Raw genomic sequence first — 26,350 nt, forward strand, 5'->3', positions numbered from 1 at the left:
AATCACTGTGGGAGCTGGCTTGCCAGCGATGGGGCCGGTACATCCAACATCGCCGATACCTGATACACCGCTTTCGCTGGCAAGCCAGCTCCCACAGGGCCTGGGTTGGTCAGAATCATAGGCAAACACCCCCCCAAATCACCGTGGGTGTGGGCGGTGTGTTGGGGGGCGGTTACGTATCAAAGTGTGTACAGCCCCGCCCCTGACACAACAAACCTTCAAAGCCCCGCGCAAGGGACACATCGCAGATACACCCGCCTGATGAAATTCACCTGTCGATTGGCCAAGCCGATCCTTGCGCTAAGCGGGCCCACCGTTGCCCGACATCCCTGACTTGAAGGAGATCCTGTCCATGAGCACTTTGATTTCATCGGCCGTCAAAGGCCTGCACCTGAACCTTGACCGTGCCGGTAGCTGGATCGCGCCGTTGACGCTGCGGGTATTCCTGGCCTGGGAATTCTTCGAGTCGGGCCTGGAAAAATTCAATGGCGAGAACTGGTTTGCCGACATCCAGAACCGCTTTCCGTTTCCGTTCGACCACCTTCCGGCCACGCTGAACTGGGAGCTGTCGATGTGGGTGGAATTGATCTGCGCCCTCGCCCTGCTGGTGGGGCTGGCCACGCGGTTTTCGGCGATCAGCCTGATCGTCGTCACCGTTGTCGCGACCGCCGCCGTTCACTGGCCCGCCGACTGGTCGAGCTTGAGCGAACTGGCCCAGGGGTACTCCATCACCAACAAGGGTTACGGCAACTTCAAGCTGCCGCTGATCTACCTGGCCGCCTTGGTGCCCCTGGTGCTCTCGGGTCCTGGCAAGTTCAGTCTCGATGCGCTGCTGGCGCGGTTCTTCTGGCGTCGCAGTCACGCCTGAATGCCGGCCTGAAAAAACAGAACAAGGGCGGTGCGAATCCGATTCGCACCGCCCTTTTGTTTACTTCGCTACATCAATCGATACGATCGTCGCCGCCGCGCCCTCCTGTTGAAACTTGAAGTTCACTTGATCCCCCACTTTTACCGTTGCCAATTGCGCCTCCGTCGCCTGAAACCCCATCGTCATCGGTGGCCATTGCAGTGCAGGCACCGCCCCATGGGCGATGGTGACCTTGTGCCGGGCACTGTCGATCGCCTTGATCGTTCCCGAGGCACTGGCCACGGGTGTCGAGGCTGCCGGCTGTTTCATGGGCGTGCCCTCCATGGCGTCAGCGCCCATGTTCATACCGGGCATTTCTTCTGCACGGGCAAAAAATGACAGTGCCAACAGCGTGCCTGTTACCGCGAATCGAGTCAGTTTCATTGGATGTTTCCTTGTGGACATGAGGTGGGTTGGGATAACGGGCGACGGCGCATCAGGCGATACGCCGCCGGAATGACAAACAGCGAGAGCAGCGGCGCGGTGATCATGCCGCCGACCATGGGCGCAGCGATGCGGCTCATGACTTCGCTGCCGGTGCCGCTGCCCAGCAGGATCGGCAACAGACCGGCAATGATCACGGCGACCGTCATGGCTTTGGGGCGGACACGTTGCACGGCACCTTCGCGAATCGCCGCCATCAAGCCGTACTCGGTGCTATCACCCATATCGATTCGCTCGGCCCAGGCGTTTTTCAGATACAGCAGCATGATCACGCCAAACTCGGCGGACACACCCGCCAACGCGATGAACCCGACGCCCGTGGCGACCGACAGGTTGTAGCCCAGCCAATAGAGGAACCACACGCCACCGACGAGGGCCAATGGCAGCGTCGCCATGATCAGCAAGGCTTCGTCAAACCGGGCGAATGTCAGATAGAGCAGGACAAAGATGATCAGCAACGTGGCAGGCACCACCTGCTTGAGGCGCGCATTGGCCCGTTCCAGAAACTCGAACTGGCCGGAGTAGCTCAGGCTCATGCCGGGCTGCAGCTTGACCTGTTCGCTGACCACTCGGCGCAAATCGGCCACCACCGAAGCGATGTCCCGCCCCCGAACATCGATGTACACCCACCCGGACGGCCGCGCATTTTCGCTTTTGAGCATCGGTGGCCCCTCGGTGACCTTGACCTTCGCCACCGTGCCGAGCGTGATCTGACTTCCCAGCGGTGTGTAGATCGGCAACTGCTCCAGAGCGCCGAGGGAATCGCGCCACTCCCGCGGATAACGCACATTGATCGGGAACCGTGCCCGACCCTCGATGGTTTCCCCGACGTTTTCACCGCCGATGGCACCGGCCACGATCGACTGCACATCTGCGATGTTGAGCCCGTAGCGGGCCGCCGCCTGGCGGTCGATGTCCACATCAATGTAGCGCCCTCCGGTCAAGCGCTCGGCCAGCGCCGAGCTGACACCGGCTACACCTTTGGCCGCGTGTTCAATGCCCTGGGTGACGGCATCGATCTGTGCCAGATCGTTCCCGGCCACCTTCACCCCGATCGGACTCTTGATGCCCGTGGCGAGCATGTCGATGCGGTTGCGGATCGGCGGGATCCAGATGTTGGTCAACCCCGGTATCCGGACCACCCGGTCCAGCTCTTCCACAAGTTTTTCCGGGGTCATGCCCTGGCGCCATTGCTCACGGGGCTTGAACTGGAGGGTGGTTTCGAACATCTCCAGCGGTGCCGGGTCGGTCGCGGTTTCGGCGCGGCCGGCCTTGCCGAAAACGTGTTCGACTTCCGGCACCGTTTTGATCAGGCGATCGGTCTGCTGCAGCAACTGCGCCGCTTTCTGCGCCGACAACCCCGGCAATGCCGAGGGCATGTAGAGCAAATCGCCTTCGTCCAGTGGTGGTAGAAACTCACCCCCCAACCGCGACATCGGCCACCACGCGCTGGCGAACACCAGCAGTGCTGCCAACAGGGTGATTTTCGGCCACCGCAACACGGCGTCCAGCACCGGTTGATAGAGCCGGATCAACCCGCGGCTCAACGGGTTCTGTCGTTCATCGGGAATCCTTCCGCGAATCCAGTAGCCCATCAGCACCGGCACCAGCGTCACCGACAATCCGGCCGCAGCGGCCATGGCATAGGTTTTGGTGAAGGCCAGGGGACCGAACAACCGGCCTTCCTGCGCCTCGAGGGTAAACACCGGAATGAACGACAGCGTGATGATCAACAGACAAAAGAACAGCGCCGGCCCCACCTCCACCGCCGCGTCGATCATGACTTGCCAGTGTTTTTCACCTTTGAGCACTTCCCCGGGATGCGCGGCGTGCCAGGCCTCGATTTTCTTGTGCGCGTTTTCGATCATCACCACGGCGGCATCGACCATCGCACCGATCGCAATCGCGATTCCGCCCAGGGACATGATATTGGCGTTGATCCCTTGATGACGCATGACGATAAAGGCGATCAGGACCCCGACCGGCAGCGAGATGATCGCCACCAGCGCCGAACGCAGGTGCCAGAGGAAAATCCCGCAGACCAGCGCGACGACAATGAACTCTTCAATCAATTTGTGGCTGAGGTTTTCCACCGCACGATCGATCAATTTGCCGCGGTCGTAGGTAGTCACAATCTCCACACCGGCCGGCAGGCTGCTTTTGAGTTCATCGAGTCGGGCTTTCACCGCGGCGATGGTTTGCCGGGCATTCTTGCCGCTGCGCAGGATCACCACACCGCCCACGGCCTCACCTTCGCCGTCGAGTTCAACGAGACCGCGGCGCATCTCCGGTCCCTGTTGAATCGTCGCCACGTCGCCGAGGGTGACGGGCACGCCGCCGACGCCCAGTTTGAGCGGAATGGCACGCAAGTCATCGAGGGTCTTCAAATAGCCGGAAGCCCGCACGATGAACTCGGTTTCGGCCATTTCCAACACCGCGCCACCGGTTTCCTGATTGGCCTTGCCGATCGCCTCAATGACCTGTGCCTGGGTGATACCCAGACTGGCCAGTTTCAGCGGATCCGGTTGAACCTGATACTGCTTGACCATGCCCCCGACGGTGGCCACTTCCGCCACGTTGGGCAGCGTCTTGAGCTCGAACTTGAGGAACCAGTCCTGCAAGGCACGCAGTTGCGCCAGGTCATGCTGGCCACTGCGATCCACCAGTGCGTACTGGAAGATCCAGCCGACGCCAGTGGCATCCGGCCCCAATGCCGGTTTGGCGCTGGCCGGCAAGCGACTTTGAACCTGACTCAGGTATTCCAGCACCCGCGAACGCGCCCAATACAGATCGGTGCCGTCCTCGAACAGGACGTACACAAAGCTGTCACCGAAGAACGAGTAGCCACGCACGGTTTTCGCGCCGGGCACCGACAACAGGGTGGTCGCCAAGGGGTAGGTCACCTGGTTTTCGACAATCTGCGGTGCCTGGCCGGCATAAGGCGTGCGGATGATCACCTGCACATCGGACAGATCCGGTAGCGCATCGACCGGCGTCCCCTGGACCGACCAGATCCCCCAGGCCGTGACGAACAGCGTCGCCGGCAGCACCAGAAAGCGATTGCCCACAGACCAGCGAATCAATGCGGCAATCATGGCTGGCCTCCGGCGGTTTCCGCGGGCTGGGCCACGATGCCTTTGAGACTGGCTTCGGAGTCGAGCAGAAACTGCCCCGACGTGACCACTTGCTGCCCCTCCTGCAACCCCTTGAGGACTACGGTCTGCCCGGCGTTTTCCACCCCGGCCTGCACCTCGACCGGACGGTAACGCCCGCCTCCTTCGGCCAGCATCACCAGCACGCGCTTGCCGGTGCGGATCAAGGCTTCACTCGGCACCTGCAGTACGTTTTGTCCCGCACCGCTGTTCAGCCGCACCTGTGCCGTGAGACCGGGACGCAGGCGTCCATCGGGATTGGGCAGTTCAACCCGCACACTGAGCGTTCGGCTGTCGGCATTGGTCTGTGGCAGGATCGCACTGATCGTGCCTTGCAGAACGGCGTCAGGCACCGTCGCCAGCCTGGCCTCGACGGTTTGCCCGAGCCGGATCGACCCGGCGACCGCTTCCGGCACCGCCACCACCAGCCAGACAGTGGCCAGCCCATTGATCCGGGCCAGGGTCTCACCGGCGGCCAGGGTCATGCCCGCCCGCACATTCAAGGTTTGCAAGGCGCCGGCAATCGGTGTGGTGAGGGTCTGTGTGAGCTGCACCTTGCCGCTGCGTTCAACCTGGGCGATCAAGTCCCGGGGCATCCCCGTCAATCGCAGGCGTTGGCGCGCCGCTGCCAGCAATCCGGCGTCGCCCATGCGTTTGAGGGCCAGAAACTCTTCCTGGGCCGCCGCCCATTCGGGCACCAGAATATCCGCCAGGGGTGCACCGGCCTTCAGCACATCATCCGGTGCGCGAGCATAGACCCGCTCGACGAAACCGGCCGTACGCGCCTGGATCTGCGCAACATCCCGTTCGTTGAAAGCCAGCACGCCCGCTGCGTCGAGGCTCGATACCCAGGGGCCGCGCGTGACCGTGGCCAGCCTCAGGCCGATGTTCTGCGTCATACCCGGATCGATCTGAACCGTAGCGGGTTCTGCCGCCCCGTCGGCATAGCGCGGCACCAGTTCCATCTCCATGAAAGGCGACTTGCCGGGTTTGTCGAACTTCTGCTGCGGGACCATCGGGTCGTACCAGTACAGGACCTTGGGCTCATCCTTTGGCTGACTGCCTTGATCGACGGGTTGCGGGCCGCGAGCCAGCCAATAGCCCCCCAGACCGCCCAGCCCGATCAGGCAAGCGACTGATAACACACGTTGAACAACGTTCATTGGCCAGCCTCCCCGTAAGCGAAATACAGCCGGGCGCTGGTCAACGCTTTCTGTTCGTCGATATCGATCTGTTTCAAGCGCACTTCGATCCATTCGCGCCTGGCGGCGACGACTGCCGACAAATCACTTTTGCCCGCGCGGTAACTCGCCAGGGTCAACTCGGTTTTTTCCCTGGCGAGCGGCAAGAGACTCTCCTGTGTGCGGCGCGCCGCACGGTCCAGGCGCTGGTAGTCGGCCAATTGCGCTTCCAGTTGCTCGGTGTGTTCACGCACCAGCGCGTCGCGTTCGGCCTCCAGTTGATTCAGCTCGGCACGCCTGGCGGCGATCTTCGGGTTTTGCCGGGTCTCGGGGAACAATGGCAGGTCGAAGGTGAACTGCACGCTGACCATGTCGCCAAATTCACGCCCGCGCTTCTGGTAATCGAGCTCCCAACTCCAGTCGGATTTTTTATCGGCCTCGGCTTCACGGACTCTGGCCTGGGCTTCACGGGTCATGGGTGCAATCGCCGCCAGCTGCGGATGATGCGCGAGCGAATGGAGGTAACCCGGCCTGTCGATGGGCCATTGCGGCCAGTTACCGTCGGGTTGCTCATTGGCGGCCGGGCCGATCCAGCGCTTGAGTGCCGCACGGGCCTGGGCGCGTTGCTGGATCAATTGATCCTGCTGCTCGTCCAGTTGCGCCGCTTCCTGCTTCGGCGTGACCGCATCGGCTGGCTGGGCGCGACCGCTGGCGATCTGTGCGCGAACGGTCTCGGCCAGCAATCTGTTCTCGCGGTAAAACTCCTGGAACAGCGCCTGCTTGAGTGCCACCGCATAGCTGGCAATCCAGGCCAGCGCCGTGGATTGCCGCACATTCAAGCGCTCGATACGACCTTGCGCGGCGGCCACCTCGACGGCGGCGTCGGCCACGGCGCTTCGCGCCTGGCGTTTGTCGCCGTTGGGCATTTCCTGCATGACGCCGACCATCTGCATGGTCATGAAATCGTGATCGAGGGTCCCGCGATCGGGACCGCCCACCGGAAAGTTCTGCACACCCAACAAGAGCTTGGGGTCGGGCAACTCACCCGCCGGGATCGCGGCGCTCCTGGCCGCCTGGAGTTTGTTCGCCTGGGCAATCAACGACGGTGCATTGTCATCCGCCAGGCGCAAGGCTTCATCAAGGGTCAATGGGGCAGCAACGCACGGCAAGGCCAGTACGCTTGCCACCAGGGCAGCCGTCAGCGGCCACCCCGTGCGAAAGCACGTGGAGTTCATGGAAAAAATTCCTGTAATGATCCACTGCACGCTTTTCAAAGCGCACAGCAACGCCATTGCGCGCAGGCGCAACGGAGCTCAACGTGGAACAGGAATCAGGCGCGGGGGGGTCGCCATACCCCGGACGGGGTCGGGACGGGCAGCACGTCGACGAACAATGCGCTGACGACAGGACTGAACAGGGTGACGGGAGGTTTGACGATGGAGACCTGCAACATGCCGCCGGTCTTGCATTCCTGACCGGGTTTGCAGGGCTTGCCGTGGTCTGGCGCCGTGCTCATGTCCTGGCAGCAGTCCATGCCCATATCGCCCATCATCGACATGCCCATGGTTTTCATCGGGCAAGGATCTGCGGGTGCCTGAACGCCCGCCATCGCGCTGAAGGGAAGCGCGAGGCTGATCAGGAAGACAAGGCAAAACCGCAGATAACGTTTCATGGAGCAGGAGTCTAGCTGCGGGTAATGTTTCCTACAATTGCAATTATGCAACGCGGATCGGCTCTTGCGTCTTACCGGTACCTGTGGCGAGCGATCTTGTGAGTGCTACGCACTCAAACGGGAGCGGGCTCCCTCGCCACAGGTTTACTGCTCGGCTGAAGACTTCATTAAGCGAACGGCATTACGCCCTGACTTCTTCCACAAACGCCACTTCACCCAGCTTCGAATGCGCGCTGCGCTCGTGCACCTGCGAATGTGGTGTACGGTCGATCAGCAGGCTCAGCAGTTCCGGGCGGCTGTAGTGGCCCCGCGAATCCATCATGCGTTTGCGCTTGTCGATCAGGCCCATGTCGAGGTCGACGATCACCTCGCCCTCGCCTTCGGTCAACACGCCCAGCACCACGCCGTCGGGGCCGATGATCGCGGTGTAGCAGCCGCCGGAAATCGGGCCGATCGGGCAACCGGTGTCGGCCATGATCTGCGCCTGTTGTTCAGGGTTGAGCCAGGCGGTGGAGTTGACCACGAAGCAGGCCGCTTCCAGCGCATGCTGGCGGATATTGACTTCCATTTGCGAGGCGAACAGCGGGCCGGCGAACGAACCGGGGTACATCGCGGCGTGGATCTGTTCGCCATCGGCCATCAAGGCGTAACGGGCCAGCGGGTTGTAATGCTCCCAGCACGCCAGCTGACCGATGCGCCCTACCGCACTGTCGACGGCGCGCAGGCCCGAGCCATCGCCCATGCCCCAGATCATGCGCTCGTGATAGGTCGGGGTGATCTTGCGGCGACGCTGAATCAGGGTGCCATCGGCGTCGAACAGCAACTGCGTGTTGTACAGCGTGCCGCCGTCGCGTTCATTGACGCCGATGGACACCACCATGCCGGCCTCCCGGGCGGCGGCACCGATGGCGTCCGTGGCGGCCGACGGCACGGTGACGGCCTGGTCCAGCAGCTTGAGATGCTCCGCCGCCATTTGGAACGGTGCCTGGACGAAGGAGAAATACGGGTAGTACGGGACGATAGTTTCCGGGAACACGGCGAACTGCACGCCCTGTTCCCCGAGTTCGAGGATCTTCCCCACGACTTTATTCACGGTGCCTTCACGGCTATAGAGCACGGGGCTGATCTGGACGGCGGCGGCTTTTACGAGGGTCATGATGGTGATCTCATTCAAGGAGTGGGCTTTGGCGAGATCAAGATTACGACAATAATATTTAGGCTCAAATGTCGTATATACCACCTTTTAGGACATTGCATGACTTACCGGCGATAGCGTCTTCAATGCCGCCATCGCGAGCAAGCTTTGCTCCTACAGATCGTGTTATCCGTCTCGATTGGCGCGCTGAATCACTTGCGGAGGTTGGCCAAACGCCCGGATAAACGCCCGGCGCATGCGTTCGCGATCACCAAAACCGCTGTCCGTCGCCACTACGTCTATGGAATGCCGGCCGATTTCCATCATCAGCCGGGCAGACTCCACCCGCAGGCGTTCGATGGCCTTGGCCGGCGATTGACCGGTTTCGGCATGAAACACCCGGCTGAATTGGCGAGGGCTGAGATTGGCGGCATTGGCCAACTCCTCCACCGACAGCGCGGACTTGAGATTTTGCCTGGCATAGGTCAACGCGGCCTGGACGCGGTCGGTCTTGGGTTGCAGCTCCAGCATCACCGAAAACTGCGACTGCCCGCCGGCCCGGCGGTGGTACACCACCAGTTGCCGGGCTACCCGCCGCGCGACGTCGGCGCCCAGATCCATTTCCACCAGGGCCAGCGCCAGATCGACGCAGGCACTCATGCCGGCGGCGGTCCAAATGTGGCCATCGTTGATGAAGATGCGGTCCTCTTCGACCTTGACCTTCGGGTAGGTCCGTTGCAGCGAAGCGGCATGGCACCAGTGAGTGGTCGCCCTTCGGCCATCGAGCAATCCCGCCTCGGCCAGGGCGATGGCGCCGGTGCAGATCGAGCCCAGGCGTCGTGTGCGCTGGCCGGCTCGACGCAAAAACGCCACCAGACCCGCGGATACCGGGCGGATGACGTTATCGCCCATCACCAACAGCGTGTCGAAGGGACGCTGATCGAATGCCGTGGTTTCTACGGCGAATCCGGCGGAGGTCGCCACCAGGCCTCCGGTTTCGGAGAGCAGCTGGAGACTGTACACCGGCTCGTCGGCGGCGCTATTGGCCAGCTCGAAGGTGGCGCACATGGCCAGGCCGAGGACCTGGAAACCGGGGTAAACGATGAGGCCGATGGGGTGCATGGAGACTGACCTGAAATGACCGTAAAAATGGCATAACCAAATATTAGGTCAGGTGTGGCGTCAGGTCATAGCGTTCAACGTTGACTGCCAAATCGTCATCGCTGGCATGCCAGCTCCCACAGTGGGCTGGTGTCGTTCACACATTCTGCGTTTGACACCGATGCGAAGTTCCAGCTACTTGGCATCCCCGCCCTGGGGTTTGTAAAACTTGAACAAACCGATTTCCGCGGTTTTGACGTACTCCTTGGCCCACTCCGGCTTCACCGTGCGGTCATGGAAATACAGCGCCCCCCCGGTGCGATCCGGCAGTTGCTTGTTCAGCGCCTTGCGCGCGATTTCCTTGGCCATTGCATAAGGCACCTCCTCCTGCACCGAGTCGGATTTGCCGTCACACCACCAGGAAAACTGGCAACTCTTGGTTTCCGAGCCCTGCTTGACCACACGGCACACGGTATCCGGGAATCCCTCGTGGCCGAGGCGGTTCATCACCACATTGGCCACCGCCTCCATGTCGGCAGAATCCTTGCCCTTGGCCTCCCAATAGATCGAACGGGCCAGGCAAGTGATGGCGTCGTCCATCGGCGCGGTGCCCGCGGGGTCGACGGCCTGGACTTCGGACTGGGTAATGGCTTCGGATTTGGGCGCCGGTGCGGGGCTGCTATCTTCCGCCGCCTTTTTCTCCAGCACCTGGGCCTTGTCTTCGGCCACTTTTTGTTTTTGCTCCTGATCCGCAGCGAAGGTCGGAGCGGCTAGCATTGTCAATGCAAGACAGACAGCTATCCAGTCGAGGCGCATGGTCGGAATGACTCAGGTGGAGTGATCGCTTTAGTGTAGTAGTGAAATGATTGCACACGCGTCCCGAAATTCTGGAAAATCCGCTGCCTTAACAGGAACAACTTCGAGCATCATGGGCGCAGTCAGCCAAAGGGGATCTCCATGCGCTTCACACCGTCCGCCATGCGCTTTGCCGGTTTATCACTCGGTTTGCTGTTCGCTGCCAACGCCGTGGCAAGCGACGAATCGCAACTGATCGAATCGATCAACCTCTACCGCAGCCAGTTGCAGCGGTGTGGCGGTCAGGTCTCATCGGAACTGCCACCACTGGCCGCCGATCCGCGACTGGCGCTGACGGCCCCCAGCATCGGCAATCTGCAACAGGCCATGGCCACCGCCGGTTACCCGATGAAAAACGTGCAGGCGATCAGCCTGTCCGGCCCCCGTGATGCGCCGTCGGCGATGAAGGCGATCCAGGAAAGCTTTTGCCAGATCGTACTGGACCCGCAATTCGTCGACATCGGCGTCAGCCGCCAAGACCGCGAATGGCGCATCGTCGTCGCCCGCCCCCTGTTGAGTGCACGCCTGGGCGATTGGCAGACTGAAGGGCAGAAGCTGCTGATCGAACTCAACGTCGCCCGCAGCCGACCACGCCAATGCGGCGCACAATCCTTCGCCGCCACCACGCCACTGACCTGGAATGCCACCCTGGCGACCGCGGCCGAAACCCAATCGCGCAGCATGGCCAACAACAACTACTTCGATCACAAGGACCGCGACGGCCGCACGCCGGGTGACCGGGCGGAACTGGCCGGCTACGACTTCCAGCAGATAGGCGAAATCATCGCCGCCGGGCAGGACAGCGTGCGCAAGGTGGTCGATGGCTGGCTGACCAGCCCCGGTCACTGTGCCAACCTGATGAACCCGCAGTTCCGCGATATGGGCGCGGCGTATGCGGTTGATCCGAAGAGCGATGCGGGGATTTACTGGACGGTGATGTTCGGGGCGCAATAACCACAAGATGACACTATCCCTGTGGCGAGGGAGCAAGCTCCCTCGCCACAGTTTTTCGCCAAGCCTGGTATTTCCGGGTGACTGTCAGTGACTGCTCATCCCCGCCGCATGCATCAACATTCGCAACGCCCCCGCCACCACACCCAACGCAACCACACTGCCCAACCAGATCACGACCAGCCAACCCAGCCGCTTATACCAACGCGTGGATGCCGGTTGCCGCGTATCAATGGTAGCCATCGCCAATCCTCACTTTGCCGCGGAATACGTAGTAGCTCCAGACCGTGTACATCAGGATGATCGGCAGGATGAACAGTGCGCCGATCAGGATGAACAACTGGCTGGTGGCCGGTGATGCCGCGGCCCACAGGCTGATGGACGGCGGCACGATGTTTGGCCAGAGGCTGAAGGCCAGGCCGATGTAGCCCAGAAACACCAGCATCAAGGTGAAGGCGAACGGCCAATGGGTGTGGCGTTGGCGCAGGGTCTTGAGCAACCCGAACAGCGCCAGCAAGGCCAGTAGCGCCAATGTGCCGAACACCGCCAGGTGCGCATGGCCGAACCAGCGCGTGGCGATGTCCGGGTGCAGGATGGGTGTCCAGACGCAGATCACGCCGATCACCGCCAGCAACAGCCAGGCCAGGGGCCGCGTGAACAGGCGCATCCGCGATTCCAGCATGCCTTCGGTCTTGACCAGCAACCAGGTACTGCCCAACAGCGCGTAAGCGACGATCAGCCCGACACCGCAGAACAATGGAAACGGCGCCAGCCAGTCCAGCGAACCACCGGCGAACTGCCGGTCGATCACCGGGATGCCGGCAATGTAGGTGCCGATCACCACCCCCTGGGAGAACGTCGCCAGCAGCGAGCCGCCGATGAACGCCATGTCCCAGATATGGCGTTTTTCCGGGCTGGCCTTGAAGCGAAACTCGAAGGCCACACCACGGAAAATCAGGCCGCACAACATCAGGATCAGTGGCAGGTACAACGCTTCGAGAATCACCGAATAAGCCAGCGGAAACGCGCCATACAGCGCCGCGCCACCCAGCACCAGCCAGGTCTCGTTGCCGTCCCAGACCGGTGCGACGGTGTTCATCATCACATCCCGCTCCCTGGCATCCGGAATCAATGGAAACAGGATGCCCAGCCCCAGATCGAAGCCGTCCATGATCACGTACATCATCACGCCGAAGGCGATGATCACGCCCCAGATCAGCGATAAATCGATACCTTGAATACCCATGTCTCAACTCCCCTTGTTCAATTGACGCTGGCGTCGGCTTTGAGGATTTCGGCGTCCGCCGACAGGGGCCGGCGCGGCGTAATCACCTGATCGGAATGAACCGCCGGCGAATGCTCGTGATGGGGTTTCGGGCCTTTAGCGACCAGTTTCATCATGTAGCCGATGCCCACCGTGAACACCGAGAAATAGATCACCACGAACAGTGCCAACGAGATGCTCAGTTGCGTGACGCTGTGGTTGGACGCGGCATTCACGGTGCGTTGCAGGCCATACACCACCCACGGCTGACGCCCCACTTCGGTCGTGATCCAGCCGGCCAGCATGGCGACCAGGCCGCTGGGCCCCATCCACAGCATCAGGCGCAAGAACCAGCGGTTACGGTAGATCGCGCCGCTGCGACGCAAGGCCAGGCCCAGCACGCCGGCCAGCACCATCAACATGCCCAGCCCCGCCATGACCCGGAAGCTCCAGAAGATGATGGTCGCGTTGGGCCGGTCCTCTTTCGGGAAGCTTTTGAGCGCCGGGATTTGTTTGTCGAGGCTGTGGGTCAGGATCAGACTGCCCAGGTACGGAATCTCGATGGCATATTTGGTTTTCTCGGCCTGCATGTCGGGAATGCCGAACAGCACCAGCGGCGTCGCTTCGTTGCCGTGGTTTTTCCAGTGCCCTTCGATGGCGGCGATTTTCGCCGGCTGATGCTCCAGGGTGTTCAAGCCATGGGCGTCACCGACCACCGCCTGGATCGGGCAGACGATCAAGGCCATCCACAACGCCATCGACAGCATCTTGCGCACTTGCCGGGTGTCGTTGCCGCGCAGCAGATGCCAGGCCGCTGAAGAGCCGACAAAAAACGCGGTGGCCACGAACGCGGCAATCGCCATGTGTGCCAGGCGGTACGGGAACGACGGGTTGAACACGATCGCCAGCCAATCCAGCGGCATGACGCGGCCATCGACGATCTCGAAGCCCTGGGGCGTTTGCATCCAGCTGTTGGAAGCCAGAATCCAGAAGGTCGAGATCAAGGTGCCGATGGCGACCATGACCGTCGAGAAAAAGTGCAAGCCGCGCCCTACCCGGTTCCAGCCAAACAGCATGACGCCGAGGAACCCGGCTTCGAGGAAGAACGCGGTCAGCACTTCATAGGTCAGCAGCGGTCCGGTGATGCTGCCGGCAAAGTCGGAAAAACGGCTCCAGTTGGTGCCGAATTCGTAGGCCATGACCAGCCCCGAAACCACGCCCATGCCAAAGTTGACGGCAAAGATTTTCGACCAGAAATGGTAGAGATCACGGTAGGTGTCGTTGCGGGTTTTCAGCCAGAGTCCTTCAAGCACCGCCAGGAAACTGGCCAGGCCGATGGTGATGGCGGGAAAGATAATGTGGAACGAAACCGTGAACGCGAATTGCATCCGCGCCAGGTCCAGTGCCTGCAGGTTAAACATGTCGAAATCCTCATTGAGGCTTTAAAACTGTGGGAGCGAGCCTGCTCGCGATGGCAGGGTGTCAGGCACCATGGATGTTGAAGGTGCCGGCCTCCTCGTCGGAACGCCGCCCGGAGCAGGCTCGCTCCCACAAAGATTGCTACGGCACTACGCCGCGGTAGTGGAAATCAGGCCGCTGACTTTCGCCTGCTCCAGCCGGATGGCGACGAACTTGGAGGTCGGTGTGTAGGTGCGATCACCGTAACTTTCCAGCGGCACCAGCGGGTTGGTCTCCGGGTAGTACGCGGCGGCCTGCCCGGCCGGAATGTCGTAGGCGATCAGGGTGAAACCGCTGACCCTGCGCTCGCGGTCATCGTCCCACAGCGCCACCAGATCAACTTTTTGCCCCGGTTCGAAACCGAGCCGGCGGATGTCCTGCTCGTTGGCGAACACCACATCGCGCATGCCGTAGACCCCGCGATAACGATCGTCCAGACCGTACAGCGTGGTGTTGTACTGATCGTGGGAACGCATGGTCTGCAAGATCAGATGGGGCTTGACCGCCAGGTTGCGCACGCCTTCGCTGATCAGGTGCTCGGGCAACACACTCGGGGTGAATTGCGCCTTGCCGCTCGCGGTTTTCCAGATGCGGTCCGCCGCATTGTTACCCATGTGGAAACCGCCCGGATGCAGCAACTTGCGGTTGAAGTCTTCGAAGCCGGGAATGGTGTCGGCAATCAGGTTTCGGATGCGACCGTAGTCGCCGATGGCCCAGTTCCAGTCGATCGGGTGATTACCCAGGGTCGCGGCAGCAATGCCGGCGATGATCGCCGGTTCGGAGCGCAAGTGCTTCGATTTGGGTTTGAGCTGACCGTGGGAGATATGGATCATGCTGAAGGTGTCTTCCACGGTGACGCCCTGCGGACCTTCGGCCTGCATGTCGATGTCGGTACGGCCCAGGCACGGCAGGATCAGCGCTTCACGGCCGGTCACCAGGTGGCTGCGATTGAGCTTGGTGGCGATGTGCACGGTCAGCTCGCAGTTGCGCAATGCAGCATGGGTGCGCGGGGTGTCAGGGGTGGCCTGGGCGAAGTTGCCACCCAGACCAATGAACACCTTCGCACGCCCCTGCTCCATCGCCGAAATCGCCATCACCGTGTTGTGGCCATGCTCCCGTGGCGGCTTGAAGGAAAAGCGTTTTTCCAGGGCATCGAGCAACTCGGTGGGCGCCAGTTCGTTGATGCCCATGGTCCGGTCGCCTTGCACGTTACTGTGACCACGCACCGGTGACAGGCCCGCACCGGGACGACCGACATTGCCGCGCAGCAGCATCAGGTTGATGACTTCCTGCAACGTCGGCACCGAGTGTGTGTGCTGGGTCAGGCCCATCGCCCAACACATGATGACGCGCTTGGCCCGGGCGTACATGCGCGCGGCCAGTTCGATGTCGGCCAGGGTCATGCCGGACTGCTGCTCGATATGCTCCCAGGCGGTGGCATCGACTTGCGCCAGGTAGGCATCCATTCCCGAGGTGTGTTCGGCGATGAATTCATGGTCGAACACCGGCTCGCCACCGGTGGCCTGGGCTTCGCGCTCCCACTGCAGAAGGAACTTGGCCATGCCGCGCATGATCGCCATGTCGCCACCCAGGGCCGGACGGAAGTAGGCGGTGTTGGTGGGCTCGGAGCCGTTGAGCAGCATCTCGATAGGGTGCTGCGGATGCTGGAAACGCTCCAGCCCGCGCTCCTTGAGCGGGTTGATGCAAATCACCTGCGCCCCGCGCTTGACCGCTTCGCGCAGCGGTTCGAGCATCCGTGGGTGGTTGGTGCCGGGGTTCTGCCCGATGACGAAAATCGCGTCGGCATGCTCCAGATCATCGAACACCACCGTGCCTTTGCCCACGCCCAGGCTTTCGATCATCGCGACGGCGCTGGCTTCGTGGCACATGTTGGAGCAGTCAGGAAAATTGTTGGTGCCATAGGCGCGGACGAACAATTGGTAGAGAAACGCGGCTTCATTGCTGGCCCGGCCCGAGGTGTAGAACTCGGCCTGATCAGGCGACTCCAGCGCATTGAGATGCCTGGCGATCAACGCGAAGGCTTCATCCCAGGTGGTTTCCACGTAACGGTCAGTGGTGGCGTCATAGCGCATGGGATGGGTCAGCCGGCCCTGATACTCCAGCCAGTAATCACTTTGTTCCGACAGCGTTGCGACGCTGTATTTGTTGAAGAAGGCCGGGTTGACCAGGCGGCCGGTGGCTTCCCAGTTGACGGCCTTGGCGCCGTTTTCACAGAACTTGACCATACCGTTTTCCGGCGACTCGCCCCAGGCGCAGCCCGGGCAGTCGAAGCCGCCGTTCTGGTTGGTCTTGAGCATTGCACGGATGTTCTTCAGGGCGTTTTCACTGCCCAACCAGTTCCTGGTAACGGCGATCAGCGCGCCCCAACCAGCGGCGGCACCTTTGTAGGGTTTATAACGGTCGACTTGAGACATGCTGCTTCTCCGTGACGATGCACACAGGCTTGGACCCGATTCAGGTCATTGATCGGTTGACGGAGAAAGCATATGAATGGCGGCTAAATTCTGTCTAATCGCTATTTATGACCATGTGATCGAGGATATTTATCATTGTTTTTTATCGTTATTATTCAAATAGTTATGAAACTTAAACAGCTTTTTACGCAGCAACTAAATCCATCATAGATGCACTCGATCAATCGGTTATTAATAGTGATTGGACGACCTCACAAGTTGCACTTAGCCTGCGTTCAACAAACCCATAATCAATGAAATTCCTCTAGGAGCGAGCCCTGCTCGCGATGGACTCAAGAACGCCGCGTGTACCCGGTAAGCACGCGTCATCGTTAACGACCATCGCGAGCAGAGCTCGCTCCTGCAAAGGACCACACAGGCTTAAGCGAGGTTGTCATGTCGGAACAAGTCTTGATCGATGGGTTCGCCAGGCGCGTGGACTACCTGCGGATGTCGGTCACCGATCGCTGCGATTTCCGTTGCGTGTATTGCATGGCCGAAGACATGCAGTTCCTGCCACGCCAACGGGTGCTGACCCTGGAAGAGATCTACCAAGTGGCGCAAAGCTTCGTCGCCCTGGGCACCCGCAAGATTCGCCTGACCGGGGGCGAACCACTGATCCGTCCGGGCGTGGTGCAACTGTGCGAGAAGATCGCCGCCCTGCCCGGCCTGCGCGAATTGTGCATGACCACCAACGGCTCGCAGCTGGCCAGGCTTGCGCAGCCCCTGTTCGATGCCGGAGTCAAGCGTCTGAACATCAGCCTCGACTGCCTGGACCCGCAACGCTTTCGCGAACTGACCCGCACCGGCGATCTGGCACAGGTGATCAAGGGCATCGACGCTGCCAACCAGGCCGGCTTTCGCAACACCAAGCTCAACTGCGTGGTGATGAAGGGCCGCAACGATCACGAGATCAACGACCTGGTGAGCTTCGCCATCGACCGTAACCTCGACATCTCCTTCATCGAAGAAATGCCCTTGGGCACCATCCATGAACACAGCCGCGCAGAGTCGTTTTATTCCAGCGCCCAGGTCCGTGAGCGAATTGCCGAACGCTACACTTTGATTGATTCCGCCGAGTCGACCCAGGGTCCTTCGCGCTACTGGCGGCTGGCCGAGTCGCCGCAGATACGCCTGGGGTTCATTTCACCCCACAGTCACAACTTTTGCGGCACCTGCAATCGGGTGCGGCTGACCGTGGAAGGTCGTCTGCTGCTGTGCCTGGGCAACGAACACTCCGTCGATCTGAAGGCGGTTTTGCGCAGCCATCCCGGTCAGCCCGAACGCCTGGAACAAGCCATTATCGAGGCGATGAAACTCAAGCCTTATCGACATAATTTTCAAGTGAACGACGATGTCCAGGTCGTTCGCTTCATGAACATGACAGGCGGCTGAAACCATGATCGTCAGACCCAAACCCAACCTGATCGGCGTGCTGACTTCGCTCAAGGGCTCGATTGCCAAACGTATTGCCAGGCGCAGCCTGATGGTGACCTTGCTCGCTTCGGCCATCGTGTTCATCGAAACCTTGCACCCAAGCTACTTTTCCAAGGTCAGCGCCACGCCGTTCACCTTGCTCGGTTTGTCGTTGTCGATCTTCATGAGCTTTCGCAACAACGCCTGCTATGACCGCTGGTATGAAGCACGCAAGGCGTGGGGCGATGTGATTGTCGGGATCCGTTCGATGATTCGCGAAACCCAGATCATCAAGGACGCGAGTGAACGACACGCCATCCTCAGCAACCTGTGCGGGTTCGCCCATGCGCTCAACGCCCGGTTGCGCAAGGAAAACGAACTGGCTGCCAGCGGTGACTGGTTGCAGCCATTACCCACAAGCAGCGCAATGGACATCAGCGGACAAGTGCTGCTGCAGGTCGGTCAACAGTGCTCGGCACTCAACGAGTCCGGGACGATCAGCGAATGGCGCTACACGCTCATGGCCAACCATCTGACCGGCCTGACCCATGCCCAGGCAGTCTGCGAACGGATCAAAAATACCCCGCTACCCTTCCCTTACACCCTGTTGCTGCACCGGACCATTTACCTGTTCTGCATCCTGTTGCCGTTCGCCATGGCCGAACCCCTGGGCTGGCTGACGCCGGTGTTCACCGCGATTGTCAGCTACACCTTCTTCGGTCTCGATGCGATCGCCGATGAACTCGAAGACCCCTTCGGCCGCGACGAAAACGACCTGCCCACCGACGCTATCGTGCGCAACATCGAGCGCGATGTCCTGGAGGCATTGGGGGTGACGGAACTGCCTCCGCAACTGGAACCGGTGGATTTCGTGCTGAACTGACACTCTCAAGAACAACACAATCCCTGTGGGAGCGGGTTTACCCGCGATGGCGTCAGGTCGGTCAACATTGATGTTGAATGGGCTGGCCTCATCGCGGGCAAGCCCGCTCCCACAGTTTTTTGTGTCGATGGCGATTGTTGTGGACGACACAAACCCTGTGGGAGCGTGGCTTGCCCGCGATGGCGTCAGGTCAGTCGACACGAGTGTTGAATGTGCCGGCCCCTTCGCGGGCAAGCCCGCTCCCACAGTTTTTTGTGCCGATGGCGATTGTTGTGGACGACACAAACCCTGTGGGAGCGTGGCTTGCCCGCGATGGCGTCAGGTCGGTCAACATCGATGTTGGATGTGCCGGCCCCTTCGCGGGCAAGCCTCGCTCCTACAACGATTGCGCGGTGTCAGAACAATTCGCTGAACGGGATAAACCGTGCCGTTTCGCCGGCCTGCAACGTGCGGCCTTCAAGCACTTCCACCAACCCATCCGCCCAGGATGCCCCCAGCAACACGCCTGAGCTCTGGTTCGGATAGAGCACGGCACGTCCTCCCTCCAGTCGGGCCCGCAGGTATTCCCGTCGGCTTCCCGGTTTAGGCCAGGCAAAGTCGACGGTGACCGCGAAGCTCAAGGGCTCGACGTCTTCGACACCCTGAATCCGCAACAGGTAAACCCGTGCTAACAGGCCGAAAGTGACCAACGCCGAGGTCGGATTACCCGGCAGGCCAATCACCGGCACCTTGCCGAACTGGCCGACGGTCAGGGGTTTGCCGGGTTTGATCGAGAGTTTCCAGAGCAGCGGTTTACCGCATTCACGCAACACCTGGCCAAGGCAATCGGCGTCACCGGCGGACACCCCACCGGTGGTCAGGATCAGGTCCGTCCCGTGCTGCAATTGGTCGAGCCTGAGCCGCGTCTGCCGTGCATCGTCAGGAAGAATACCCGCATCAATGACCTCGCACCCCAAGGCACTCAACCAGTGGTTCAACAAAGTGCGATTGCTGTTGTAGAGGCTGCCGGGCCTGAGCGGAATGCCCGGCTCGACCAGTTCATTGCCAGTGGACAGCAACGCCACCCGTGGCCGACGCACCACCTGCACATGGGGGCAGCCCTGCGCCGCCGCGACCGCCAACTCGAATGGCCCCAGGCGCTTGCCGGCGTGCAGCAACACATCACCGGCGCGGTTCTCCTGGCCTTGCGCGCGGATGTTGCAGCCAGGGATCAAAGGTTGCTTGAAACGGATGCGCCCGTCGTCCAGCACTTTGGTGTTTTCCTGCATCTCCACAGCATTGGCCCCCTTGGGTACGGGAGCGCCGGTGAAGATTCGTGCGCAAGTTCCTGGCGTCAGTGCTTCGGGAACTTGTCCGGCGAACGCTTGCTGCGACACGGGCAGCGGCTGACCATCCCACCCCTCAAGATTGAGCGCATAACCGTCCATGGCGCTGTTCGGCCACGGCGGCAGGTCCAGGGTCGCCACCAGGTCATTGGCCAACACCCGTTGCCGGGCGACACTGAGCGGCACCGTTTCGCTGTCTTGAAACCGCTGCGTTTCAGCCATCGCCAACAACCGACTGATGGCTTCTTCCAACGGCAACAGCGGCGAGCCGCTCATCCCCTAGGCCCGCAAGCCTGCACAGGTTTCAGGTGCGGGACGAAATTGCACGGACGATGGCGGGCGTCCAGTTGCTCGGCGAGGATGCCTTCCCACGCGGTGCGACAGGCACCGGTAGATCCGGGCAAGCAGCAGACCAGCGTGCCGTTGGCCAATCCGGCCAGGGCCCGGCTTTGCACAGTCGAGGTGCCGATGTCGAGGATGGAGATCGCCCGGAACAACTCGCCAAAACCATCGATCTGTTTATCCAGCAAACAGGCCACTGCTTCGGGAGTGCTGTCGCGTCCGGTGAAGCCGGTGCCGCCGGTGATCAGCACCACTTGAATGCCGTCATCGGCAATCCAGGTCGCCACCTGCGCGCGGATCTTGTACAGGTCATCCTTGAGCAGGTTGCGCTCGCGGAGGGTGTGGCCGGCCTCCAGCAGGCGACTGACCAGCAGTTGCCCGGAAGTGTCATTGGCATATTCACGGGTATCACTCACCGTCAGCACGGCAATATTCAACGGTATAAACAATGCATCCGGTTTAACGCTCATGGGACTCTCCGGCCGATATCAATTAAATAACTTCCAGAGACTAAAGCGCAGAAACGAGCACTGTCTAATCACTCTAACCAACTGCACTATCGAGCGCATCTATCGATAATTAACAAATCTAAAAATACCTATTGAACCCCTGTGGGAGCGAGCCTGCTCGCGAAGGCGATGTGTCAGGTACCGGCCATTTCGACTGACACTCACTCTTCGCGAGCAGGCTCGCTCCCACAGGGGAATCGACTCTGCAATAGAGCTGATCGATAACCTCGTAAACACCAGTGATTGGACGCTCGCCTACAACAATGAGATCGTCTACACACCTTGTGTCTTGCACACCCGCGTCAATACTTACCTCTCCATTTATCCATCAGCAGGTGCCGTCATGGACATCAAACAACTCAAGTTCCTGATCGCCCTGGAGCAGACCCGCCACTTCGGCCAGGCCGCCGCGCGCTGCCACATCACCCAGCCGACCCTGTCGATGCGCCTGCGCAATCTGGAGGATGAACTGGACCTGGAACTGGTTACCCGTGGCCAGCGCTTCGAAGGATTCACCCAGGCCGGTGAACGTGTGTTGGCGTGGGCCAAAACCCTGCTGGCCGCACACGACGGGCTGTTCGCCGAAGCCGCCGCGTGCCGTGGTCAACTGGTGGGTAACTTGCGCATGGGCCTGGTGCCCCTGAGCAGCTTCAACCCCGTCACCTACATCAAAGGGTTGTCCCAGCGCTTTCCGGAGCTCAAGTTCAGCCTGTCTTCCCTGAGTTCCGATCAGATCATCGAAAGCCTGGGCAATAACCAACTGGACTTGGGCGTGTGCTACCTCGATCACGTCAACCCGAACTACTTCGAGTTTTTCGAGATCGGCGAGACCCGCGTCGGGCTGCTGTATGACACCCGGCACTTCCATTTCGAGGGCACGCAAATGAGCTGGGAAGACGCTGCCGAACTGCCGTTGGGGATGATCAGCAACGGCATGCACTACCGCAAATCCATTGACCTCAGTTTCCGCAGCCGTGGGCTCAACCCGCAGCCGATCCTGGAAAGCGACTCGACTTACCAATTGCTCCAGGCGATCCACGAAGGTTTTTGTTGCGCGATCATGCCGCTGAACAGCGGGCTGGAAGAGCCCATCGAACATCTGGCGTTCATCGACCTGCCGGATGCCAGTGTGCTCGCCCCCTTGGGGCTGGTCATGCGCAAGACCGAACCACGCTCGGCGATTGCCGAAAAGTGTTTCGCCGAAGCGCGACTGTTATTTCCATCGAAGAACTGAACGCTAATTAACCGGAATATAAATACAACGTTGAACGGAGCGATAGACATCACCAATCGGCGCATCGGAACAAGCGATTGGACGCACTAAGAAGTTACCCGTAGCCTGAACTCAATTCAGCGCTTCGAGGTTCTTTACATGTTGTGCCAAGTTGAACAAAGCATTGATCGAAGTGACACCAACGCCCCCGCCCCAACACCGTTGAATGTGAACTTTCGCGAATACGATAGCGGCGCGGCAATGGGCCAGACGGCGCTGGCAGCGGAGATTGCCCTGGCGATCACTTACAACGGTTTAAACCAGGCGGTGATGATGGTGTCGCCCGGCAACCTCGAAGACTTCATTCGCGGTTTCAGCGTCAGCAACGCCATCGTCCAGGACCAGAGCGAAATCTACGACCTGCGCCTGAGCTATTTTGACCAGGCGGTGCAAGCCGACGTGCAGATTTCCAGCCGCGCCTTCTGGGCCTTGAAGCACCACCGCCGGCAAATGGCCGGCACCAGTGGTTGCGGACTCTGCGGCGTCGAAGCGCTGGAGCAGGCCTTGCCGAAACTGGACATTCTCGACCCGGTGGCCCTGCCCCCGGCACAACATTTCATCGGCATCCGCGAGCGAATTGAACACGCGCAGCAGATGGCCCGCAGCAGCGGTGCGCTGCATGCGGCGCTGTACTTCGATAACCAGGGTTCAGCACTGATCTGCCGCGAAGACATCGGTCGCCACAACGCGCTGGATAAATTGATCGGCGCCCTGCAACACGCGGGCATCGACAGCCGCTGCGGGTTCACGGTGGTGACCAGTCGCTGCAGCCTGGAACTGATTCACAAAGCGGTCAGGGCGAAACTCGGCACGCTGGTCAGCCTGTCCGCGCCCACCGCACTGACCGTGCAATGGGCGATCAAGCATCGCCTCAACCTGATCCACGTGCCCCATCGCAACGCGCCTCGCCTCTACAGCCCGGCTTGATACCGACCAATGATCATCGCGCTGACCGGCGCAGGAGTGACCCGTGACACCCCCTTCAGATTCCTTGCCCAATGGCTTGACCCACCTCGACAGCCAGGGCCGCGCCAACATGGTCGATGTCAGCGACAAGCGTTCGACCCAGCGCGAGGCCCAAGCCCAAGCCTGGGTGCGAATGCGCCCCGAAACCTTGAGGCTGATCCAGAGCGATGGCCATCCCAAAGGCGATGTGTTCGCCGTGGCGCGGATCGCCGGGATCATGGCGGCGAAGAAAACCAGTGAACTGATCCCGCTGTGCCACACCTTGCTGCTCAGCTCGATCAACATCGAACTCAAGGCTTGCGCGCCGGACAGTGTGAAAATTGTCGGCACCTGCCGCGTCGAGGGCCAGACCGGCGTCGAGCTGGAAGCGCTGACCGCCGTCAGCGTCGCCGCGCTGACCCTTTATGACATGTGCAAGGCAGTGGATCGTGGCATGGTCATCGACGATGTCCGCCTGCTCAGCAAACACGGTGGCCGCTCGGGTCACTTCAAATACGAGGATGCCCAATGATCCTGATCAACTACTTCGCCCGCTACCGCGAACAGCTCGATCTGGGCGGTGAAAAACTGCCCCTGACCGCCGATCTCAAAACCATCGAAGACGTGCGCCGACTACTGATGGCTCGCGGTGAGTCGTGGCGCGAAGTCCTCGGCGAAAGCAACCTGATGTGCGCGTTGAACCAAGAGCTGTGTCAGACCGATCAGGTGATCGAAGACTTCGACGAGATCGCCTTCTTCCCACCGGTCACCGGGGGCTGAAGATGAGCGTTAGCGTCCAATACAAAGCGTTCGACATCGCTCAGTTGATCGACAGCCTGCGCACGAACGACCCGGGTATCGGCGCCGTGGTCAATTTTGTCGGCTACGTGCGTGACATCAACGACGGCCAAGCGGTCGCCGGTTTGTTCCTGGAGCACTACCCGGGCATGACCGAGCGCTCGCTGCAGACGATCATCGACAGTGCCATGGCTCGATGGCCGCTGAAGAAGGTCGTGATCGTGCACCGGATCGGCCAATTGTCGGTGACTGATCCCATTGTGTTCGTCGGCGTGAGCAGTCAGCACCGTCAAGCGGCCTTCGAGGCCTGCGCGTTCATCATGGATTTTCTGAAAACCGACGCGCCGTTCTGGAAGCGTGAAGACGGGGTCTCTGGCTCGCATTGGGTTGATGCCCGTGACAGCGACCGATCAGCGGTCCAGCGCTGGAGGGTGGCGGAGCAATAACCCTTTTCCAGAATCGCGGCGTTGAAACAGAAGTTTACAGGCGTCCCGTTCACCCCTAGTATCCAGTCACCCCCGGATGGCCTGTCATCGGCCACCGACGTTTTCCCTTGCTGGAAAAGATGCATGAGCAAATTGCCGTCAGAGCAACATGTCTCGATTCACGCCACCTCGCTGCTGGCCGTGGACGGCATTGCCTCATGAAACGCATCGTCAACCTGCCCATGGCCCTGCGCCGCTCAAAACTGCGTCACTCCGCACGTCCGCCGGATAGCCCCCTGCTCGCCTGATCGCGCCCCCAACGCGTAGAGCCCTCCCTCTTTTCGCTATCGCTGCCAGCACACACCGGGCTTGTACCCGTCGTTGTGCCCTGGCCTGAATCCGTGCGCCTGCGTGGCGCCAACGTGAGTGACGAACAATGAAATTCGCAGCCCTTGAAGACGCCCGAACCTTTCTGGCGAACAATCCCGATATCGACATGATCGAGCTGTTCATTCTCGACGCCAACGGCGTGCCGCGCGGCAAGCTGTTGCACCGCGAAGAACTGTTGGCGGTGTATGAAAGCGGGCGTCCGCTGCCCAGCACCATCCTCGGCCTGACGTTGCAGGGCGACGACGTCGAAAACTCCGGGCTGGTGTGGGATGTCGGCGATATCGACTGCCGCGCCTACCCGCTGGAAGGCAGCCTGGTGCGCTTGCCCTGGCGGCAGATTCCAACGGCGGCAGTGCAAGTCAGCATGCACCCGCAAGAAGGCATGCCCGCCAGCATCGCCGACCCGCGTCACCTGCTGATCAAGGTGATCGAGCGCCTGAAAGCCGAGGGTTACCACCCGGTGATGGCGTGCGAGCTGGAGTTTTATTTGCTGGATGCCAAGCGCGATCACCACGGCCGCCCGCAACCGGCGCTGGATGCCGACGGCGGCCGACCGAGGCACACCCAGGTCTATGGCCTGCGCGAACTGGAGCAGATCGAGCCGTTCCTCGCCGACCTCTATGCGGCCTGCAAACTCCACGATATTCCGGCGCGCACGGCGATTTCCGAGTACGCCCCGGGTCAGGTGGAAATCACCCTGGAACACGGCGATGCCTTGCAGGCAATGGATCAGGCCGTGCGCTACAAGCGACTGGTGAAAGCCATCGCGCACAAGCACGGCATGCAAGCCACCTTCATGGCCAAACCCTTCGATCATCTGGCGGGCACCGGCATGCACATGCATGTCAGCATTGCCGATGCCGAGGGCCGCAACCTGTTCGCCTCCGAAGACCCGGCGGGCACACCGCTGCTGCGCACAGCCGTCGGCGGCATGCTCGCCTCGCTGCTCGATTCGTTGCTGCTGTTCTGCCCCAACGCCAACTCCTACCGGCGTTTCCAGGCCAACAGTTATGCGCCGCTGGCACCGACCTGGGGCGTCGATAACCGTACCGTCAGCCTGCGGGTTCCCGGTGGTCCGGCCAACAGTCGACACATCGAACACCGCATTTGTGGCGCGGACGCCAACCCCTATCTGGCGGCGGCAGCGATTCTGGCCGGCATCCATCGAGGCATCAGCGAAAACCTCGATCCGGGCGAGCCGGTTGAAGGCAACGGCTATGCACAAGCCACCCAACTGCTGCCGACCGACTGGCTGACGTCGCTGACGGCGCTGGAAAATTCGGGGTGGGCGCGGGATGCATTGGGGCAGGAATTTCTTGGGGTGTATCTGGCGGTCAAGCGTGCCGAGTACCGGCAGTTCATGGCGCAAGTGGGTGAGCAGGATTGGCGTTGGTATCTGACTGAGGCGTGACGCGCCCGGTCATCCACCCCAAAACCTGTGGGAGCAAAG

24 protein-coding genes are annotated in these 26,350 nt (G+C 61.0%); 10 read left to right on the forward strand and 14 right to left on the reverse strand.

What is annotated here, in order from left to right; genetic code table 11:
• Positions 1-352 precede the first annotated feature (352 nt).
• Complete coding sequence (locus BJ917_RS03780; RefSeq protein ID WP_096510819.1) at positions 353-868, forward strand: DoxX family protein; 516 nt, start codon at positions 353-355, stop codon at positions 866-868.
• 60 nt (positions 869-928) lie between these two features.
• On the opposite strand, the gene BJ917_RS03785 is transcribed toward BJ917_RS03780, so the two are convergent.
• The 8 genes from BJ917_RS03785 to BJ917_RS03820 all read right to left on the reverse strand — a co-directional run bounded on the left by BJ917_RS03785 (position 929) and on the right by BJ917_RS03820 (position 10,408).
• Positions 929-1,291, reverse strand: coding sequence for a copper-binding protein (locus tag BJ917_RS03785; RefSeq protein ID WP_121101987.1), 363 nt, complete (start codon positions 1,289-1,291; stop codon positions 929-931).
• Positions 1,288-4,446 carry an efflux RND transporter permease subunit gene (locus BJ917_RS03790; protein ID WP_121101990.1) on the reverse strand — a complete coding sequence of 1,053 codons (3,159 nt, stop codon included), beginning with the start codon at positions 4,444-4,446 and terminating at the stop codon, positions 1,288-1,290. The genes BJ917_RS03785 and BJ917_RS03790 overlap by 4 nt, the downstream gene beginning before the upstream one ends.
• Positions 4,443-5,666 carry an efflux RND transporter periplasmic adaptor subunit gene (locus BJ917_RS03795; RefSeq protein WP_121101993.1) on the reverse strand — a complete coding sequence of 408 codons (1,224 nt, stop codon included), beginning with the start codon at positions 5,664-5,666 and terminating at the stop codon, positions 4,443-4,445. The genes BJ917_RS03790 and BJ917_RS03795 overlap by 4 nt, the downstream gene beginning before the upstream one ends.
• Positions 5,663-6,919 (reverse strand): TolC family protein, encoded by a 1,257-nt coding sequence (locus tag BJ917_RS03800; RefSeq protein ID WP_121101996.1) that lies wholly within the window; start codon positions 6,917-6,919, stop codon positions 5,663-5,665. Before BJ917_RS03800 ends, BJ917_RS03795 begins: the two co-directional genes overlap by 4 nt.
• A gap of 95 nt (positions 6,920-7,014) precedes the next feature.
• Positions 7,015-7,356, reverse strand: coding sequence for a hypothetical protein (locus BJ917_RS03805; RefSeq protein ID WP_096510811.1), 342 nt, complete (start codon positions 7,354-7,356; stop codon positions 7,015-7,017).
• A 181-nt stretch (positions 7,357-7,537) separates the two neighbouring features.
• The gene (locus tag BJ917_RS03810) at positions 7,538-8,512 is read right to left on the reverse strand and encodes a nitrilase-related carbon-nitrogen hydrolase (RefSeq protein ID WP_121101999.1); all 975 of its coding nucleotides are present in this window, start codon (positions 8,510-8,512) and stop codon (positions 7,538-7,540) included.
• Between the two features lie 165 nt (positions 8,513-8,677).
• Positions 8,678-9,613 (reverse strand): GlxA family transcriptional regulator, encoded by a 936-nt coding sequence (locus BJ917_RS03815; protein ID WP_121102002.1) that lies wholly within the window; start codon positions 9,611-9,613, stop codon positions 8,678-8,680.
• A gap of 174 nt (positions 9,614-9,787) precedes the next feature.
• Positions 9,788-10,408, reverse strand: a complete 621-nt coding sequence (locus BJ917_RS03820) for a cell wall hydrolase (RefSeq protein WP_096510805.1) — start codon at positions 10,406-10,408, stop codon at positions 9,788-9,790.
• A gap of 141 nt (positions 10,409-10,549) precedes the next feature.
• Between BJ917_RS03820 and BJ917_RS03825 the strand changes: the two genes are divergently transcribed.
• Positions 10,550-11,401: a CAP domain-containing protein gene (locus BJ917_RS03825; RefSeq protein WP_096510803.1), complete on the forward strand. Its 852-nt coding sequence runs from the start codon at positions 10,550-10,552 to the stop codon at positions 11,399-11,401.
• Between the two features lie 84 nt (positions 11,402-11,485).
• Here BJ917_RS03825 and BJ917_RS03830 read toward each other — a convergent pair whose 3' ends face one another.
• From BJ917_RS03830 to BJ917_RS03845, 4 genes are all read right to left on the reverse strand, one after another.
• Positions 11,486-11,641 (reverse strand): DUF2474 domain-containing protein, encoded by a 156-nt coding sequence (locus tag BJ917_RS03830; protein WP_096510801.1) that lies wholly within the window; start codon positions 11,639-11,641, stop codon positions 11,486-11,488.
• Positions 11,628-12,644, reverse strand: a complete 1,017-nt coding sequence (gene cydB, locus BJ917_RS03835; protein WP_121102005.1) for a cytochrome d ubiquinol oxidase subunit II — start codon at positions 12,642-12,644, stop codon at positions 11,628-11,630. The genes BJ917_RS03830 and cydB overlap by 14 nt, the downstream gene beginning before the upstream one ends.
• 17 nt (positions 12,645-12,661) lie before the next feature.
• Positions 12,662-14,083, reverse strand: a complete 1,422-nt coding sequence (locus BJ917_RS03840) for a cytochrome ubiquinol oxidase subunit I (RefSeq protein WP_121102008.1) — start codon at positions 14,081-14,083, stop codon at positions 12,662-12,664.
• 147 nt (positions 14,084-14,230) lie between these two features.
• Positions 14,231-16,555: an FdhF/YdeP family oxidoreductase gene (locus tag BJ917_RS03845; protein ID WP_096510795.1), complete on the reverse strand. Its 2,325-nt coding sequence runs from the start codon at positions 16,553-16,555 to the stop codon at positions 14,231-14,233.
• Between the two features lie 435 nt (positions 16,556-16,990).
• Here BJ917_RS03845 and moaA point away from each other — a divergent pair, with 435 nt between their 5' ends.
• Positions 16,991-17,989: a GTP 3',8-cyclase MoaA gene (moaA, locus tag BJ917_RS03850; protein ID WP_121102011.1), complete on the forward strand. Its 999-nt coding sequence runs from the start codon at positions 16,991-16,993 to the stop codon at positions 17,987-17,989.
• A gap of 4 nt (positions 17,990-17,993) precedes the next feature.
• A complete protein-coding gene (locus tag BJ917_RS03855) occupies positions 17,994-18,893 on the forward strand; it encodes a bestrophin family protein (RefSeq protein WP_096510791.1) in 900 nt (299 codons plus the stop codon).
• Between the two features lie 395 nt (positions 18,894-19,288).
• Here BJ917_RS03855 and glp read toward each other — a convergent pair whose 3' ends face one another.
• Positions 19,289-20,494 carry a gephyrin-like molybdotransferase Glp gene (gene glp / locus BJ917_RS03870; RefSeq protein WP_121102014.1) on the reverse strand — a complete coding sequence of 402 codons (1,206 nt, stop codon included), beginning with the start codon at positions 20,492-20,494 and terminating at the stop codon, positions 19,289-19,291.
• Positions 20,491-21,030: a molybdenum cofactor biosynthesis protein B gene (moaB, locus tag BJ917_RS03875; protein WP_096510787.1), complete on the reverse strand. Its 540-nt coding sequence runs from the start codon at positions 21,028-21,030 to the stop codon at positions 20,491-20,493. Before moaB ends, glp begins: the two co-directional genes overlap by 4 nt.
• A gap of 382 nt (positions 21,031-21,412) precedes the next feature.
• On the opposite strand from moaB, the gene BJ917_RS03880 reads away from it, so the two are divergent.
• The 6 genes from BJ917_RS03880 (at position 21,413) to BJ917_RS03905 (ending at position 26,311) form a co-directional block, all read left to right on the forward strand.
• Complete coding sequence (locus BJ917_RS03880; protein ID WP_096510785.1) at positions 21,413-22,303, forward strand: LysR family transcriptional regulator; 891 nt, start codon at positions 21,413-21,415, stop codon at positions 22,301-22,303.
• Positions 22,304-22,441: 138 nt separating this feature from the next.
• Positions 22,442-23,269: a formate dehydrogenase accessory sulfurtransferase FdhD gene (fdhD, locus tag BJ917_RS03885; RefSeq protein WP_121102017.1), complete on the forward strand. Its 828-nt coding sequence runs from the start codon at positions 22,442-22,444 to the stop codon at positions 23,267-23,269.
• Positions 23,270-23,333: 64 nt separating this feature from the next.
• Complete coding sequence (moaC, locus tag BJ917_RS03890; RefSeq protein WP_096510782.1) at positions 23,334-23,819, forward strand: cyclic pyranopterin monophosphate synthase MoaC; 486 nt, start codon at positions 23,334-23,336, stop codon at positions 23,817-23,819.
• Positions 23,816-24,067, forward strand: coding sequence for a MoaD/ThiS family protein (locus tag BJ917_RS03895; protein WP_121102020.1), 252 nt, complete (start codon positions 23,816-23,818; stop codon positions 24,065-24,067). The genes moaC and BJ917_RS03895 overlap by 4 nt, the downstream gene beginning before the upstream one ends.
• A 2-nt stretch (positions 24,068-24,069) precedes the next feature.
• Positions 24,070-24,531 (forward strand): molybdopterin synthase catalytic subunit MoaE, encoded by a 462-nt coding sequence (moaE, locus tag BJ917_RS03900; protein ID WP_121102023.1) that lies wholly within the window; start codon positions 24,070-24,072, stop codon positions 24,529-24,531.
• A gap of 415 nt (positions 24,532-24,946) precedes the next feature.
• Positions 24,947-26,311, forward strand: coding sequence for a glutamine synthetase family protein (locus BJ917_RS03905; RefSeq protein WP_096510777.1), 1,365 nt, complete (start codon positions 24,947-24,949; stop codon positions 26,309-26,311).
• Positions 26,312-26,350: the final 39 nt, after the last annotated feature.

Source organism: Pseudomonas sp. WPR_5_2, from assembly GCF_003634475.1.
Classification (GTDB): domain Bacteria; phylum Pseudomonadota; class Gammaproteobacteria; order Pseudomonadales; family Pseudomonadaceae; genus Aquipseudomonas; species Aquipseudomonas izuensis.

Coding starts and splice junctions, on each gene's coding strand:
- BJ917_RS03795 (WP_121101993.1), bottom strand. CDS start 5,666: ATGAACGTTGTTCAACGTGTGTTATCAGTCGCTTGCCTGATCGGGCTG.
- BJ917_RS03895 (WP_121102020.1), top strand. CDS start 23,816: ATGATCCTGATCAACTACTTCGCCCGCTACCGCGAACAGCTCGATCTG.
- BJ917_RS03790 (WP_121101990.1), bottom strand. CDS start 4,446: ATGATTGCCGCATTGATTCGCTGGTCTGTGGGCAATCGCTTTCTGGTG.
- BJ917_RS03800 (WP_121101996.1), bottom strand. CDS start 6,919: ATGAACTCCACGTGCTTTCGCACGGGGTGGCCGCTGACGGCTGCCCTG.
- BJ917_RS03815 (WP_121102002.1), bottom strand. CDS start 9,613: ATGCACCCCATCGGCCTCATCGTTTACCCCGGTTTCCAGGTCCTCGGC.
- BJ917_RS03810 (WP_121101999.1), bottom strand. CDS start 8,512: ATGACCCTCGTAAAAGCCGCCGCCGTCCAGATCAGCCCCGTGCTCTAT.
- moaB (WP_096510787.1), bottom strand. CDS start 21,030: ATGAGCGTTAAACCGGATGCATTGTTTATACCGTTGAATATTGCCGTG.
- BJ917_RS03780 (WP_096510819.1), top strand. CDS start 353: ATGAGCACTTTGATTTCATCGGCCGTCAAAGGCCTGCACCTGAACCTT.
- BJ917_RS03840 (WP_121102008.1), bottom strand. CDS start 14,083: ATGTTTAACCTGCAGGCACTGGACCTGGCGCGGATGCAATTCGCGTTC.
- BJ917_RS03825 (WP_096510803.1), top strand. CDS start 10,550: ATGCGCTTCACACCGTCCGCCATGCGCTTTGCCGGTTTATCACTCGGT.
- moaA (WP_121102011.1), top strand. CDS start 16,991: ATGTCGGAACAAGTCTTGATCGATGGGTTCGCCAGGCGCGTGGACTAC.
- glp (WP_121102014.1), bottom strand. CDS start 20,494: ATGAGCGGCTCGCCGCTGTTGCCGTTGGAAGAAGCCATCAGTCGGTTG.
- BJ917_RS03905 (WP_096510777.1), top strand. CDS start 24,947: ATGAAATTCGCAGCCCTTGAAGACGCCCGAACCTTTCTGGCGAACAAT.
- moaE (WP_121102023.1), top strand. CDS start 24,070: ATGAGCGTTAGCGTCCAATACAAAGCGTTCGACATCGCTCAGTTGATC.
- BJ917_RS03855 (WP_096510791.1), top strand. CDS start 17,994: ATGATCGTCAGACCCAAACCCAACCTGATCGGCGTGCTGACTTCGCTC.
- BJ917_RS03805 (WP_096510811.1), bottom strand. CDS start 7,356: ATGAAACGTTATCTGCGGTTTTGCCTTGTCTTCCTGATCAGCCTCGCG.
- BJ917_RS03820 (WP_096510805.1), bottom strand. CDS start 10,408: ATGCGCCTCGACTGGATAGCTGTCTGTCTTGCATTGACAATGCTAGCC.
- fdhD (WP_121102017.1), top strand. CDS start 22,442: ATGTTGTGCCAAGTTGAACAAAGCATTGATCGAAGTGACACCAACGCC.
- BJ917_RS03830 (WP_096510801.1), bottom strand. CDS start 11,641: ATGGCTACCATTGATACGCGGCAACCGGCATCCACGCGTTGGTATAAG.
- BJ917_RS03785 (WP_121101987.1), bottom strand. CDS start 1,291: ATGAAACTGACTCGATTCGCGGTAACAGGCACGCTGTTGGCACTGTCA.
- BJ917_RS03845 (WP_096510795.1), bottom strand. CDS start 16,555: ATGTCTCAAGTCGACCGTTATAAACCCTACAAAGGTGCCGCCGCTGGT.
- BJ917_RS03880 (WP_096510785.1), top strand. CDS start 21,413: ATGGACATCAAACAACTCAAGTTCCTGATCGCCCTGGAGCAGACCCGC.
- cydB (WP_121102005.1), bottom strand. CDS start 12,644: ATGGGTATTCAAGGTATCGATTTATCGCTGATCTGGGGCGTGATCATC.